Annotated in this window: 18 protein-coding genes; 5 read left to right on the top strand and 13 right to left on the bottom strand. The window is 29.7% G+C overall.

The features are described 5' to 3' along the window. Positions 1 to 19: 19 nt before the first annotated feature. The 3 genes from F754_RS0101305 to F754_RS0101295 are packed head-to-tail and all read left to right on the top strand — an operon-like array spanning position 20 to position 2,075. Complete coding sequence (locus F754_RS0101305; RefSeq protein ID WP_023648113.1) at positions 20 to 793, top strand: LamB/YcsF family protein; 774 nt, start codon at positions 20 to 22, stop codon at positions 791 to 793. Between the two features lie 2 nt (positions 794 to 795). Then, positions 796 to 1,284, top strand: coding sequence for a hypothetical protein (locus F754_RS0101300; protein WP_023648112.1), 489 nt, complete (start codon positions 796 to 798; stop codon positions 1,282 to 1,284). A gap of 5 nt (positions 1,285 to 1,289) precedes the next feature. Continuing rightward, entirely contained in the window at positions 1,290 to 2,075 is a 786-nt protein-coding gene (locus tag F754_RS0101295; RefSeq protein WP_023648111.1) for a putative hydro-lyase, read from the top strand. Here F754_RS0101295 and F754_RS0101290 read toward each other — a convergent pair whose 3' ends face one another. Genes F754_RS0101290 through F754_RS0101275 form a run of 4 tightly spaced genes read right to left on the bottom strand, consistent with a single transcriptional unit; the run spans position 2,076 to position 5,368 of the window. Further along, on the bottom strand, positions 2,076 to 2,783 hold the full coding sequence (locus F754_RS0101290; RefSeq protein ID WP_051332829.1) for an ABC transporter ATP-binding protein: 708 nt from the start codon (positions 2,781 to 2,783) through the stop codon (positions 2,076 to 2,078). Further along, positions 2,773 to 3,495 (bottom strand): ABC transporter ATP-binding protein, encoded by a 723-nt coding sequence (locus F754_RS0101285; RefSeq protein WP_023648109.1) that lies wholly within the window; start codon positions 3,493 to 3,495, stop codon positions 2,773 to 2,775. The genes F754_RS0101290 and F754_RS0101285 overlap by 11 nt, the downstream gene beginning before the upstream one ends. Continuing rightward, the gene (locus tag F754_RS0101280) at positions 3,492 to 4,502 is read right to left on the bottom strand and encodes a branched-chain amino acid ABC transporter permease (protein ID WP_023648108.1); all 1,011 of its coding nucleotides are present in this window, start codon (positions 4,500 to 4,502) and stop codon (positions 3,492 to 3,494) included. Before F754_RS0101280 ends, F754_RS0101285 begins: the two co-directional genes overlap by 4 nt. Next, positions 4,502 to 5,368 carry a branched-chain amino acid ABC transporter permease gene (locus F754_RS0101275; protein WP_023648107.1) on the bottom strand — a complete coding sequence of 289 codons (867 nt, stop codon included), beginning with the start codon at positions 5,366 to 5,368 and terminating at the stop codon, positions 4,502 to 4,504. Before F754_RS0101275 ends, F754_RS0101280 begins: the two co-directional genes overlap by 1 nt. A 157-nt stretch (positions 5,369 to 5,525) precedes the next feature. Here F754_RS0101275 and F754_RS0101270 point away from each other — a divergent pair, with 157 nt between their 5' ends. Together F754_RS0101270 and F754_RS0101265 are read left to right on the top strand one after the other, a co-directional pair. Next, positions 5,526 to 6,782, top strand: coding sequence for an ABC transporter substrate-binding protein (locus F754_RS0101270; protein ID WP_023648106.1), 1,257 nt, complete (start codon positions 5,526 to 5,528; stop codon positions 6,780 to 6,782). Positions 6,783 to 6,876: 94 nt separating this feature from the next. Then, positions 6,877 to 7,491: a YjbE family putative metal transport protein gene (locus F754_RS0101265; RefSeq protein WP_023648105.1), complete on the top strand. Its 615-nt coding sequence runs from the start codon at positions 6,877 to 6,879 to the stop codon at positions 7,489 to 7,491. Here the strand turns inward: F754_RS0101265 and panB are convergent, their stop codons facing one another. The 9 genes from panB to pssA all read right to left on the bottom strand — a co-directional run bounded on the left by panB (position 7,492) and on the right by pssA (position 15,046). After that, a complete protein-coding gene (gene panB, locus F754_RS0101260) occupies positions 7,492 to 8,265 on the bottom strand; it encodes a 3-methyl-2-oxobutanoate hydroxymethyltransferase (protein ID WP_023648104.1) in 774 nt (257 codons plus the stop codon). A gap of 4 nt (positions 8,266 to 8,269) precedes the next feature. After that, entirely contained in the window at positions 8,270 to 8,689 is a 420-nt protein-coding gene (locus tag F754_RS0101255) for a VOC family protein (protein ID WP_023648103.1), read from the bottom strand. A gap of 61 nt (positions 8,690 to 8,750) precedes the next feature. Further along, entirely contained in the window at positions 8,751 to 9,620 is an 870-nt protein-coding gene (locus F754_RS0101250) for an FkbM family methyltransferase (RefSeq protein ID WP_027303412.1), read from the bottom strand. After that, complete coding sequence (gene guaA / locus F754_RS0101245) at positions 9,617 to 11,179, bottom strand: glutamine-hydrolyzing GMP synthase (protein ID WP_023648101.1); 1,563 nt, start codon at positions 11,177 to 11,179, stop codon at positions 9,617 to 9,619. Before guaA ends, F754_RS0101250 begins: the two co-directional genes overlap by 4 nt. After that, the gene (locus F754_RS0101240) at positions 11,169 to 11,606 is read right to left on the bottom strand and encodes a hypothetical protein (protein ID WP_023648100.1); all 438 of its coding nucleotides are present in this window, start codon (positions 11,604 to 11,606) and stop codon (positions 11,169 to 11,171) included. Before F754_RS0101240 ends, guaA begins: the two co-directional genes overlap by 11 nt. Further along, positions 11,606 to 12,682, bottom strand: coding sequence for an IMP dehydrogenase (locus tag F754_RS0101235; RefSeq protein WP_034390932.1), 1,077 nt, complete (start codon positions 12,680 to 12,682; stop codon positions 11,606 to 11,608). Before F754_RS0101235 ends, F754_RS0101240 begins: the two co-directional genes overlap by 1 nt. A gap of 37 nt (positions 12,683 to 12,719) precedes the next feature. Continuing rightward, complete coding sequence (locus F754_RS0101230) at positions 12,720 to 13,331, bottom strand: RlmE family RNA methyltransferase (RefSeq protein ID WP_023648098.1); 612 nt, start codon at positions 13,329 to 13,331, stop codon at positions 12,720 to 12,722. Then, on the bottom strand, positions 13,332 to 14,243 hold the full coding sequence (locus tag F754_RS0101225; protein ID WP_023648097.1) for a glycosyl transferase: 912 nt from the start codon (positions 14,241 to 14,243) through the stop codon (positions 13,332 to 13,334). Next, positions 14,243 to 15,046: a CDP-diacylglycerol--serine O-phosphatidyltransferase gene (pssA, locus tag F754_RS0101220; protein ID WP_023648096.1), complete on the bottom strand. Its 804-nt coding sequence runs from the start codon at positions 15,044 to 15,046 to the stop codon at positions 14,243 to 14,245. The genes F754_RS0101225 and pssA overlap by 1 nt, the downstream gene beginning before the upstream one ends.

The raw sequence follows: 15,046 nt of genomic DNA, 5'->3' as shown, positions 1-15,046 counted from the left end.
TACTTCAACAATGGAGACTATGGAAATTAATATAAATTGTGATTTAGGTGAAAAATCTAAACATCATTCTAATAAGTATGATCCAGATTTACTTGAAATAGTAAATTCAGCTAATGTTGCTTGTGGATATCACGCTGGTGATGTTTCTACTATGCACGATGTAGTTCAAATATCAAAAAAAAATGGTGTAAGTATAGGTGCGCATCCATCGTTTAATGATCCTGAAAATTTTGGAAGAGAAAGAATGAACCTAAATAGTTCTGAAATTAAAAAATTAATTTATGATCAATATGATATTTTACAAAAAATTTCTATTCAACATGGTCAAAATGTAACTCATATAAAGCCACACGGAGCATTAAATAATATGGCCTGCGAAGATATTGAGTTAGCAACAACTCTAGCCAATGCGATAAATGAAATCAGTAAAGATTTGATTTATCTGGTTCCAACAGGATCAAAAATGGAAGAGGCTGCAAAAAAACTTAATATGAAAATTGCATGTGAAATTTTTGCAGATAGAAATTATGAGGATGATGGAAATTTAGTTTCAAGAAAAAAACCACATGCTTTAATTACTGATCCAGAAGAAGCTAAAAAACATGTGTTAAATATGGTTAAAAATCAGTCACTTAATTGTCACAGTGGAAAACAGATACCTTGTGAAATTGACTCAGTATGCATACATGGAGATAATGAAAGTTCATTAGCTACAGCTAAATCTATTAAAAATAATTTACTAGATAATGGACTTAAATTAAAACCTTTAAATTTAATGGAGAAATTCTTGTAATGATAAAAAAAATTTTATTAACTTTTTCAATTTTAACTTTACTCTCAACAAACTCTTATTCTGCAGGTTCAAGCGATGATAGTTCAAGTAAAGTAAAATCAAATTATGACAAAGCAGTATCATTAATTAAAACTGCTAAAAAATATGAAAAGAAAGGTAAATTAGAAAAGGCAAAAAAAAGATATGAAAAAGCTAAAAATTTACTAATCAAATCAAATGATAAAAAACCACTTCAAGCTGATACCTTAAACTATCTTGGTTTCACAACTAGAAAACTAGGAGATTATGAAAACGGTGAAAAATATTATCTTTTAGGTTTAGAAATTAATCCAAATCATGTTGGAATTAACGAATATTTAGGTGAGCTGTATGTAGTGACTAATAGACTAGATTTAGCAAAAGAAAGATTAAAAATATTAGAAAGCTGCAATTGTGATGAATATACTGAATTAAAAGAAATTATTGAGGGTACTAAAAAATCTAAATACTAATCTTTATGCTTGATATCCAAGATCCAATTGAAGCAAGAAAAGTAATAAGAGATAATAAATACACAGAACAGACAGCAGGATCTGCAAATAAATATGTTCAGGGAAATCTTTGTATTCTCCCAAGTAAGTATGCAATGGATTTTGCATCTTTTTGTCAAAAAAATCCAAAGCCTTGTCCATTGATTGGTTTTGGGACTAAAGGGGATCCCTCATTAAAAGATTTGGGCGATATAGATATTAGAACTGATGTTCCTCAATACAGAATTTGGGAAAAAGGAAAACTGATTGATGAACCTTATGATATTAAAAAATATTGGAATGAAGATTTAACAACCTTCGTTTTAGGTTGCTCTATGTCTTTTGAGCTACCATTAATTGAAGCAGGAATACCCATACAACATATTGAAAATAATACTATTGTACCAATGTATCGAACATCAATTGATTGCGAACCAGCGGGACAATTTTCTGGAAAACTTGTAGTATCAATGAGACCTCTGAATTCAAAAGATGCAATTAGATCAATACAAATCAGTTCTAGATTTCCAGCAGTGCATGGCGCACCCATACATTTAGGTGATCCAGACAAGATAGGTATAAAAGATATTATGAAACCAGAATATGGAGATCCACCAAGAACGATAAAGAATGATGAAATTCCAGTTTTCTGGGCTTGTGGGGTAACACCTCAATCAGTTTTGGAAAATTCAAAACCTGATTTTTGTATCACTCATAGTCCTGGAAAAATGCTTATCACTGATAAGTTAAATAACGATTTGGCTGCACTGTAATTAATTTCCTAAGAAAATTTTTGTTACTTTATCATTATCAATAAGATCTTTTGATTTTCCACCGATAACTAATCTTCCACTTTCCAATACATAGCCTCTATCAGCCATACTAAGTGCAAGTCTCACATTTTGTTCTACAAAGAGAATTGAAATTCCTTCTTTAACAATATTTTTAAATATCTTTATTAAATCTTTCATAACCATAGGTGATAAACCCAAAAAAGGTTCATCAACCATTAATAGTTTTGGTAAACCCATCATACCTCTTGCAATTGCAAGCATTTGTTGCTCACCCCCTGACATAGTTTTGGCGAGTTGATTTGACCGTGTCTCTAATTTTGGAAAAATTTTATATATTTTTTCTAAAGAATTAAATAATTCATCTTTTGCTTTTGGGTGCCAAGCACCAAGTAATAAATTTTGCTTTACTGTTAAGTGTGGAAAAACTCTTCTTCTTTCAAGTACATGCGAGATACCCAGCTCGGTTCTTTTATATGTTGGTATGTTAGAAATTAAATGATTTTCGAAATTAATTGTGCCGTTTCTGTGCTCAACTAAATTACTGATAGTATTTAATATAGTGCTCTTACCAGAGCCATTTGGACCAAGTAGAGCAACCATTTCAGCTTTATTTACTTTAATTGAAACGTCCCAAATAACTTGAAAATCATCATACAAAACATCAATATTTTTTATATCAAGCAGCATCGAAAGTTCCTAAGTAAGAATCTATTACTTCTTTATTTTTTTGGATCTCCTTTGGAGTTCCAAAAGCAATTCTTTTACCTTGATCCAAAGCCAAAACATTGTCAGAAATTTCCATAATTATATTAATATTATGTTCAATTGTAATTATGGTTACTCCAGTTTTTTTAAGTTTTTTTATAAGTTCAACCAAACCAGGAATTGTTTTTTGATCAACTCCACCTGTTACTTCATCCATTAAAAGTAGTTTAGGTTCTATTGCCATTGCTCTTGCCATCTCTAGTCTCTTTCTTTGCCCAGTTGATAGCTCTTTTGCAAAATGATGTCTTTTTTCAATCAAATCTACAAAGTCAATAATTTCAAGAGCCCTGTCCCTAGCTTTTTTTATATTCTGCTCTTTAACAAAAGCTCCAATCATAACATTTTCAAGCAAGGTTTGATCAGCAAAAGGTTTGAGTTTTTGAAAAGTTCTACCTACTCCTAAATTGCTAATTTTGTCAGGACTTAAACCAAAAATATTTTTTTCAAAAAAATTTACTTTTCCAGTATCAGCTTTTGTGTAACCTGTAATTAAATCAAATAAAGTTGATTTACCAGCACCATTAGGTCCAATAATTCCAAGTATACTTCCTTGATCTACGTTAAATGAAATATCATCATTTGCTTTTATTCCTCCAAAAGACCTGCTTAAATTTTCTACTGATAATATTATCATCTTTGTTTTTTTCTTTCCAAAATATCTTTGGGAATGAAGGAAATGAGACCATTAGGCCTAAACACACAAATAATCATTAAAATTAATCCATATAAAATTAAATCAACTGCGCCTCCAGTTCCTCCTAAATAAATTCTCGAATATTCAGAAATTGGTATAAGAATAGAAGCACCAACAATAGGACCCCAAACATTTCCTATACCACCCAGAACTGTGATCAATAAAACTATAATTGATATTTCAATATTAAAAACTCTATCAGGATCAATGATTAAAATATATTGAGCAAACAAACTTCCCATTGGTGCCATGATCATTGCTGAAATGACATAGGCAATAATTTTATAATTTGAAACATTAATACACAAACTTGAAGCTGCTTGTGGATCATCTCTTACTGCTCTTAGTCGGTAACCTAATTTAGACCTACTTAAAACCCATACAGCAAAAAAAGAAATTAAGAAAAAAACTAAAAAAATATAATAATAAGGAAGCTTGCTGCTATGAAATTGAAGAGCTGTCCAAGAATCTTCTGGGGTCATCGTAACCCATAAACCAGAAGCAGCGCCTACTAAGTCCCACCTTTGAAAAACTACTTGAAAACTTATGCCGATTAATAACGTTGCAATTGCAAAATAATGACCGCTTAATCTTAACATGGGGATACCAATTAAAACTGCAAAAACTCCTGAGATAAACATTCCAAAAAATATACTTATCCATGGTGTTATCCCGTACTCCATATAAAAAAATGAAGTTGCATATGCGCCAATACCAAAGAACGCTCCATGACCTAAACTAATTTGGCCAGAAAAACCTGCTATTACATTCCACGATTGAGCCATAACTGCATGCATAAAAATCATTATAAATAAGTGAAGATAAAAAGAATTTAAACCAACTAATGGTAAAGCTAATAAAAGAACAACTAAGCCAACAATTATGGATATAATTTTGTTGTTCGTATTCCAAAGTGGTTCAGATTTTGCAGCTATCAATTTATCCATTAATACCTACCAAACAAACCTTGCGGTTTATAAATTACAACTAATAAGTAAATTACAAAAACATATAAAAGTTTAAATGATGGATCTATGAGTAATCCGCCTAGAGATTCTACCAATCCAATTATAATTCCAGCATACAAACATCCTATGATGCTTCCAAATCCTCCAAGCGCAACAGCAACAAATGCAAATAAAGCAAAATTTATCCCCACATCGGTAAAGATAAAAAAATAATTTGCCATCATACCCCCTGCAACACCTACACAACCAAGTCCTATTGCCCATCCAATTGCAAACATTTTGTTTGATGGAATACCTAAAACTTCTGCTGCGTGCCTATCTTGAGCTGTTGCCTGCAAAGCTAATCCAGTTTCTGTTTTGGTAACAAATAAATATAATCCTATAAAAGCAACTAAACAAACAACACTCGCATAAAGTTGTGGTTGTCCAATAAACACTGAACCTAATTCTATTCGACCCTCCAATAAAGGTTTATCAACATTTCTAAAATCAGGAGTCCATAATAATTGTGCAATTGATCTTATGAAAATTGACAATCCAAAAGTTGCACATATTTGAATTAACATTTTAGCTTTTAAAATATATCTAATTAAAAAATAGTGGGTAATCACACCACAGAAAGCCATTAATAAAATAGTTATAGGAATAGAAAAAAGTGGATCTAAACCAAATAATGACCAAAGCCAAAAAGATGAAAACATAGATAACATCAAGTGCTCTCCATGAGCAAAATTAACTATTTCCATCAATCCAAAAATTAAACTTAGACCTGCTGCAATTAATGCATAGATCAAGCCCATCATTAATCCAGTAACTATTGCTTGAAGAATAATTTCAGAAGTCATTTCAGTATTTAATCATCTATATATAGGCAATTATTTATTAAATAAACATATCTTAATTATAATAATTCTTATCTGATTTTTAAAAAGTAAATCATTGAATTGAAATCTCATATGGTATTAAAATGTTATTTTAAAAAACAAATACGAGGGGAAATAAATGAAAAAATTAGTTCTTACAGTATTCACTTTTTTATCATTAGTTTTTGCACCTGTTATCAGTTATGCAGATGATGTTAAAATTGGAGTACTTTATCCGCTAACTGGGCCTGTTGCTCAAGTTGGTAAGGATGCTGTTGCAGCTGTTAAAACTGCTTTAGATATCATTAACAATAGTCATAATATTCCAGGTATGCCACTGGCAAAAGATGCTGGTTTAAAAGGTTTAGGTGGTGGAAAAATATCTATTGTTGTCGGTGACCACGGTGGAAAGCCTGATGTTGGTGTTGGTGAAACAGAAAAAATGCTTAATTCTGATAAGGTTCATGCAATGTTTGGAGCTTACTACTCATCTGTAACAGGTGCAGCGAGTCAGGTTTCTGAAAGAGCAGGAATACCTTGGGTTAACGGAGAGTCTACGTCTCCTAAATTAACTACTAGAGGATTTAAATATTTCTTTAGAGTTACACCTCATGATGGTGAGTTTACTCAATTAATGTTTGAATTTATGAATGATTTTAATTCAAAAAATAGCAACAAGTTAAACACACTTGGTATTATTCATGAAGACACACTATGGGGATCAGATAGTGGTGGAACTCAAAGCAAAATGGCTAAAGATCAAGGTTTTAAAGTTGTAGAAAAAATAAGTTATAAAGCAAAAACAACTACTCTAAGTTCTGAAGTACAAAGATTGAAAGCAAAAAACCCAGATGTGTTATTGCCTTCATCTTATACAGCTGATGCTTATTTATTTTTAAATACAGCTAAAGAACTTGATTATAACCCAAAACTTTTAGTTGCTCAAAATGCTGGTTACACAGATCCTAAGTTTATAGCTACTATGGGAAGCAAGGCTGAAGGTGTGATTACTAGATCACCTTTTAACACTGACTTAGCAACTACTATCCCAATGATTGGAACGGTAAATGATCTTTTCAAAACACATTCGGGTGGAAGAGATTTATCTGATGTGCCTGCTAGAGCATTTACTGGATTTATGGCTTTAGCTAATGCAATCAATAACGCAGGATCTACTGACCCTGAAAAAATCAGACAAGCATTGGTTAATCTAGATATGTCATCTGACTCTCTAATTGTTCCTTATAGAGGAATTAAATTTGGTGCTGATGGTCAAAATGAAAAAACAAGAGGTATTTTAATGCAAGTTCAAGGCGGAAAATACTGTACTGTTTATCCATTTGAGCTAGCTGCATGTAAATTACAGTACCCAATGCCTACCTGGTCTCAAAGATAGGTTTTAATATTATTTAAGGCGATCATTAATTTGATCGCCTTTTTTTTATTCTTTTGATTGAAATATTAAAAATTTAAAATATTATTTAACTATCTTGATAGAAGAAGGCATAATATTACTACAAATTATATTCATAGATATTATCTTAGCTGCAGATAATGCTATTATAATTGGATTGATAGCCGCTAACTTTGTTCCAAAATATAGAAAACAAATAATTTTATGGGGTGTTGCTGGTGCTCTCGTCTTTAAAGTTATTTTTGCAATATTTGCTACCTACCTTTTTGAATTTTACTTCATAAAAATTTTAGGAGGATTACTTTTAATTTGGATTGTTAATGATCTTAGAAAAGATTTAGTTGAAATGAAAAATAAGGTTAAAGCTCCAACTAAAAAAGCTAAGTCACCATCTTATATAAACAGTATATACAAAGTATTATTTGCAGACATTACTATTAGTTTTGATAATGTAATTGGAGTAGTTGGTGCAGCTAAGGGTTATTTTGGGTTTATGATTTTTGGCCTTGTTTTATCGGTAGTTCTTACGGGAGCTCTTGCTACATATATGGCAAATTACATACAAAAACATATCTGGATTGCGTATGTAGGATTAATCTTTATTTTAATAGTTGGATTGCAATTAATAATTGGTGGATTAGTTGATTTAGAAATACTTAAAATTAACGAAGAATTTATTAAATATTTTTAATTAATATGAGTGTTTCTTAAGTGGAAATTTCTTTTTTCTAACATCTCCAGCATAGCTAGCTACAGCTTTTGTCATCTCTTTTCTAATATTAAAATATCTTTTAACAAATCTAACGTTTATTGGATTAAGTCCAATTAAATCATCAAATACTAAAATTTGTCCATCACAATTTTTTGATGCACCGATTCCAATAGTTGGAATATTAACTTTTTTTGTAACCATTTTAGATAATGATGTTTCGACACACTCTAATACAATTGAAAAAACTCCTGCTGATTGTAATAATTCTGCATCTTTTATAATTTTATTTCTTTCCAAAATCTTTTTACCTTTAAATTTAAATGTTTTATCTGATTGAGGCAGTAGTCCTAAGTGTCCCATTACAGGAATATTATTTTTAGTTAAAAGTTTAACAATTTTATGAATTTTTTTTCCACCTTCTAGTTTAACTGCATCACATTTTGTATTTGAAATTATTTTTTTTGCATTTTTAAGAGCTTCTTTAGAATTTCTATATGTGTTGTGTGGCATATCAACAACCATTAAGCTTTTTTTAATTCCCATTCTAACACTTTTAGAATGTTCTATCATTGTCTTTAGGCTTACTTGTCTTGTTGATTTATAATTATATAAAACTGAACCAAGCGAGTCTCCTACTAGAATTATATCGCAAAACTTATCTAAGATTGAAGCAACATTTTTTGAATAAGCAGTTAAACTAACAATCTTTGATTTATTTTTTTTTTTAATTATATCTTGTATTTTCTTTTTCATCGACTTACCAAGAGCCGGTATTTTCCATTGAAGCCCAAGGTTCTTTCGGCTCTAAATTTCCTTCTTGAAGTATTTCAATTGAAATTTTGTCTGGAGATCTAACAAATGCCATGTGACCATCTCTTGGTGGTCTATTAATTGTATAGCCCATATCCATTAATCTTTGACAAGTTTCATAAATATTATCTACTCTGTAAGCAAGATGACCAAAATTTCTTGAACCTTCTCCAAGTTCATCTCCATCCCAATTATATGTTAGTTCAATTTCTGCTTTTTCATCATTTGGAGCAGCAAGAAAAACTAAAGTGAACCTACCCTTTTCGTTTTCCATTCTTCTTGTTTCTTTCAAGCCTAATCCATCGCAAAAAAATTTTAGTGATTGATTAATATCTTTAACTCTGATCATTGTGTGTAAATATTTCATAAGATTAATTTATAGTTTAAAATTACTCTAATTCAATACTTCTAAATTTTATTTACTAAGTTCATTTTGAATTGCTAATTTTAGCCATCCAATCCTTTGCCAAAGAAGTCGAATTTCGTTTGTCGTATTCTGATAAACAATAGAAAGTTAAATCTAAACTAAAATAAACACATGCTAGTAAGCTTAATTTTATTAGTTGGGTGTCACTTAAATCGTGCATTTTTTGAATATGACGAATAAATACAGCATCAGACCAAATATGTTGTGACGGAAGGTTTTTATTATCATTTAAAACGATTGGTTTAAGAGCTCTTCCCGCTAATCCTAAAAATTTATTAAACATTATATCATGCTGACTTAAATAATTACAAACATCTCCAAACAAAGGTTGATTTTCATAATGTTGCACAAACTCCACCTCGCAAACTATTTTTAAAACATCTTTAAGAGCATTTGACCCCCCTTTAAAAACATCTAATTCAGCTCCTTGAACATCTATCTTTATAAAATCAATATTTTGAACATCATGTTTATCTATAAAATAATCTAAACTTATAGTGTCTATTTCAGTTTCTTCTTTAAGGTAAGCTACCTCAAAATTATTATACAATTTAATTAAGTTCTCATTAGGTTTGTACAAACTAGAACACATAGGATGTTGTGTTATATATAATTTTCTTTTTTCGTTAGATTTGCCTAAAGCGTAAGGATAATATTTAACTCCTTTTGATGAATTAGAATTCATTTTTTCACAAACTGCTTTATCTAATTCAAATCCAATAATTTTACTTGAGGGAAAATAATCTAAAAGTTCATAAAAAGGTTCTTTTTCATTTTGTATTTGAACCGCTCCAATTTCAATTATTGTAAAATTAATTTTAATGTTGGTAAGTTTAATATGCTCAACAAGTACATTTAAAGCTTTATTCATTCTAACTCAATCGTACTAGGTGGTTTTGAAGTAATATCATAAACAACTCTATTAATTCCTCTAATACTATTCACTATTTGATTTGAAATTGTTTCCATAAAAGACTTTTTAAACTCATAAAAGTCTGCTGTCATTCCATCTTCAGAGGTAATAGCTCTAAGTAAACATAAGTACTCATAAGTTCGATTATCTCCCATAACACCTACAGTTTTAACGGGTAGTAAAGCTGCATATGCTTGCCAAATTTTATGATAAAGGCCATGATCCTTTAGAGCTTGAATAAAATAATAATCAGCTTCCTTAAGTATTTTTATTTTATCATTTGTAATTAAGCCAGGCATTCTAATAGCTAAACCAGGTCCTGGAAATGGATGTCTTGAAATAATATCCTTGCTTAAATTTAATTCTAAACCCAATTTACGAACTTCATCTTTAAAGAGAAACTTTAAAGGTTCAACAAGTTTTAGTTTCATCTTTTTTGGAAGTCCCCCTACATTGTGGTGTGACTTAATTTTGGATGTTTGACTACCTGTTACTGATTTACTTTCAATTAAATCTGGATAAAGAGTTCCTTGAGCTAAAAATTTTACATCTTTTATTTTTTTTGCATATCTTTCAAATATTTTTATAAAAAGATTACCAATAATTTTTCTCTTTTTTTCAGGGTCAGAAACATTATGAAGTTTTTTTAAAAATTCTTTTTCTGCATTTACATAAATTAAATTCATTTTTAGGCGCTTTTTAAAAGTCTGCACAACCTGTACTTCTTCATTTTTTCTCAAAAGACCTGTGTTTACAAAAATACAATATAGTTTTTTACCAACAGCTTTATTAAGTAATTGGGCAACTACACTACTATCAACACCACCTGACAAAGCACAAATTACTTTTTCTGATCCGACTTGATCTTTAACTTCCTTAATAAGTTGAATTTTTTGATCTTTAGAAGACCAATTACGTTTAATTTTACAAATTAAAAAAATAAAATTACTTATAAGTTTTTTACCATTTTCAGTATGTGTTACTTCTGGATGAAATTGTATTCCATAAAAATTTTTTAATTTATTTTCTACAATTGCAAATTTTGAATTATTGCTAGAAGCTATTACTTTGAAGTTTTTTGGAAGTCTTGATACCTGATCGGCATGACTCATCCAAACTTTTTTAGATTTTTGTTTATTAAAAAAATTCTTGATTAATAGACTTCCATTTTTTTTATATATATTTGCTAGTCCAAATTCACGATGCTTTGATTGTTTTACCCTACCTCCATTTAGCTTAGAAAGTATTTGGTGGCCAAAACAAATACCTAAAATAGGAATTCCTAAATCTATAATTTTTTTATCAAATGAATATTTATTTATTTGATAAACATTTAACGGTCCTCCAGACAAAATTATTCCTTTAATAGTCTGATCAATATCTTTTAGTTTTATTTTTTTATGACTTATGATCTCTGAAAAAACACCCAATTCTCTTATTCTTCTTGCAATTAGTTGGGTAAATTGAGAGCCAAAATCTATAATTATGATTTTATTAAGATTATGATCAAGACTCATTATCTGGTTCTATATTTTTAAGAGACTTTTCAATTTCATCGTTTTCTTTACATAATTTTTTACAAACTTTTACAAATGTTTGAGACAGATCTTTGACTCTTGAATAATTTGATTTATCTAAAGCTATTTTCATCAACATTAAAATAACTTCCTCATTATTTGGCTCTATCAATAATGCTGTATTTAAATTATATTCTTCTTTTCTCTGATTTTCCTCATGATTATAAATTTTTGCTAAATATAGATAGGATTTAGCGTCCTTTGGATTAAAAACAATATTTCGTTCTAAAAGAAATCGTGCATCATCATACTCTTTTTCTTGATACATTTTTAATGCTTCTTCAAAAAAGTTTTCTTTACTTGAGGCAATATTTGCTGAAAAAACTAAAAAAAATATTAGAATAATTATTTTAAAAATTTTATTCATTAATATTTACTATCATTTTTAACCATATCTACGTTATGAACCATGCTTTCATAAAATCCTGCTTTAGTAATTTTAACAAAGTTTGGTTTTAATCTTAGTTTTAGAATATTTTTCGAACCAAGATAGCCCATGGATGATCTTAGTCCACCTATTAATTTATAAATGATACTTTCAACATCACCTTTATATTTTGAAAATCCCTCAACACCTTCTGGAACATATTTTGATGTATCTTTTTGTTTTGTTTGAAAATATCTGTCTGCTGACCCTTTGTTCATCGCTCCTATCGAACCCATTCCCCGAAAGCTTTTAAATAATTTTCCATTTTTTTTAATCAATTTTCCTGGTGCTTCATCAGTGCCTGCAAATAATGATCCTATCATTACAGCATCAGCTCCTGCTGCAAATGCTTTTGCAAGATCTCCTGAATATTTTATTCCTCCATCCGAAATAATTTTTACATTTTTATTTTTTAATCCATTTCTTACTGACAATATTGCGCTCAACTGTGGTACACCAATTCCAGCAACTAATCTTGTTGTACAAATTGATCCTGGGCCAATTCCAACTTTAATAATATCTACACCTAATTTAATTAGAAATTTTGCAGCTTCTGGTGTTGCTATATTTCCAGCACATAAAGCAACTCGTTTATTTTTAAATCTTTTAATAAATTTAATTATCTCTCCCACTTTTTTAGTATGTCCATGAGCAGTATCGACTACTATTAAATCAACATCTTCTTTAATTATTGCTTCAGCTCTCTTAAATTCATTTGGTCCAGCTCCTACTGCGGCACCAACTAATAATTTTTGTTTTTTTACCTTTTTAATCTCTAAAATTTGATTTTTAATATCTAAGTTTCTATGAATAACTCCTATTCCTCCTGATTTTGCAATAGCAATTGCCATTTTACTCTCGGTAACTGTATCCATTGCGGATGACAATAAAGGAATTTTAAGCTTAAGGTTTTTGGTTAATTGAGTAGCTGTATTAACTTCGGAAGGTAATATCTCTGAGTACTTCGGAGCTAGTGTTACATCATCAAAGGTAAGTGCTTCTTTTATAGGAACCATAATCTTTTATATACGATTCCTTTGAAAATTAAAGTCTCTATCTAAGCTTGCTGCAAATTATAAAACTTTCCTTAGAGTCTTTTCTGCTAGATTTTGGTTTAAAAACCTTAACTTCTTTAAAATATTTTTTTCCTTCTGCGACTATTTCGTTAAATGTTCCACCCATGAATATTTTTGAAATGAAATAACCGTTGTTCTTTAATTGATCTTTTGCAAAAAACATTGCTTCTTTGCATAGTTCTCCTGTTTGAATAGAGTCTATATTTTTAATACCAGTCGTATTTACAGCCATATCTGACATAACAACATCTATTTTATCTTTAATATGTTTTTTAATTTCGTCTTGAATGCCTTCTTCAGTAAAATCACCTTGGATTTGAACAGTATTACCAATAGGCTCCATTTCTTTTAAATCTATTGATATTAATCTACCACTTTTTGCTACTTTTACTGCATATTGAGACCAACTGCCTGGAGCTGCCCCTATGTCTATAACTGAAATACCTCCTTTAAAAATTTTAAATTTATCGTCTATTTCAATTAATTTATAAGCAGATCTTGCCCTATAACCGTCTACCTTTGATTGTCTTACATAGGTATCTCGTCTTTGTTTGTTAACCCAATTTTTAGAAATCTTATTTTTTTTCAATTAACTATTGAACCTTAAGCTTTTACTCAGAGTTTTTCCTTCAAGTGATTTAATATCTATTTTTATTTCTTTATTTAGCCTCATGTCTTTTTTATCTTTCCAGATACCTGCTGCTAAATGCATTATTCCAATTTTGTAATTTGGTAAATAGGGTTCAACAAATGTTGAATTTTCTTCATCAAATTTTGGTAGAAGGTTACTTGTTATCCAATTACAATTTAAAGGTAAAAATTCTGTTTCAACATCATCTATATAAACAGACATATTCATTGCTAATTGTTCAGAACCAAATATATCGCCACCTTTTAATGTTAATTTTAAATTTTCTTGCCAAATTTTCCAAATTTTTGAGTCTTTTTCTAAAGAAAAAACTCCAATATTGATATGTGGTGCAAACGCTAATTTTCTAGCTTTCAGGTAGCCAAGTTTTGATTTAACTGCGTGTTTAAAATTTTGAGATTTAATAATTGCTAACTTTCCAAAAATCCAACTAACCTTCGATGTTATTTTATAGCCAGGACCAATAGTTTGCGTGATACCTAATTTATTATTATCACATGCTTTAAAATACAATTCCACAGACTCCCAATCATTCACCCATGCATCACAATCAATCCATAAGTATTTTTCATAATTAGGAAAGTATTTTGGCAAGAATGCTCTGGAGACTTGGCTTTTAAGCCATTCTCTTCCTTTAACTTTGGAATCCGGTACTTCTATATCCCACTCTGCTTGTTTTATTTCATCTACTTTTTGACTAAGTTTAGATTTTTGATCTTCTGTCAAACCAGCATCTAAGATACAAATCGATGTTTCTTCACTATTTTTGAAGCTTTTTATTGAGTCAATTAATTCATTTAATAGTTCAAAATAATTAGAGTCTGCTAATGATACAATAACTTTTGATTTCATCACAATACATCTTCTAAATCATCATCTTCGTTGGAAATTTCATCCTTGTTATTTCTTTTATTTTTTAAATAATGAAAAAAACTTATTGGAAGTAATAATAGGTAAACTGCTACACTTACTGAAATAGCCTTGAATGGATAAATTAATAATAGCCCAAAAAAGAGTACAATACCAAATAGAAGGAAAATTGTTGTTTTTCTTGGTATGACTATTTTTTTAAAAGAGTAAGTTGGAAATTTACTTATCAACAACATTGATGTCACTACAAAGGCTACTGGAACTAATATTTGATAGTTGATTTCTATATAATTAAATCCACTTAAATAAATTATTAGAGGGGATAAGACTAAAATTCCTCCTGAAGGAGAAGGAACACCCTCAAAAAAATTATCTCTCCATGAAGGTTCTTGATTAGAATTAATATTAAATCTAGCCAATCTTAATGCAACACAAATTACATATACTAAACATAGCAACCAACCTAGTCTTCCCAAAGAATTTAATATCCAAAAATACATAATAAACGCAGGTGCTACTCCAAAACTTATCATATCAGTAAGCGAGTCTAATTCTTTGCCAACCTTAGATGTAGCATTTATTAATCTAGCTATTCTACCATCTAATCCATCTATCAATGCTGCAAACATAATTGCTATAATTGCCATTTCAAATTCTCCACTAAAAGCAAATCTTATTGATGTTAATCCAATACAAACACCAATTAAGGTTAGCATATTGGGTAAAATCATCCTTACATTTTTTTTATCTGAAATAATTTTTAAATTAGGTTTCGGCTGTTCCAT

Origin of the sequence: Candidatus Pelagibacter ubique HTCC8051 (assembly GCF_000472605.1) — a bacterium.
In the GTDB taxonomy this organism is placed as follows: domain Bacteria; phylum Pseudomonadota; class Alphaproteobacteria; order Pelagibacterales; family Pelagibacteraceae; genus Pelagibacter; species Pelagibacter communis_B.
Note: the sequence above shows the minus strand (reverse complement) of the source record. Positions and strands in the feature narration are given on the sequence as shown.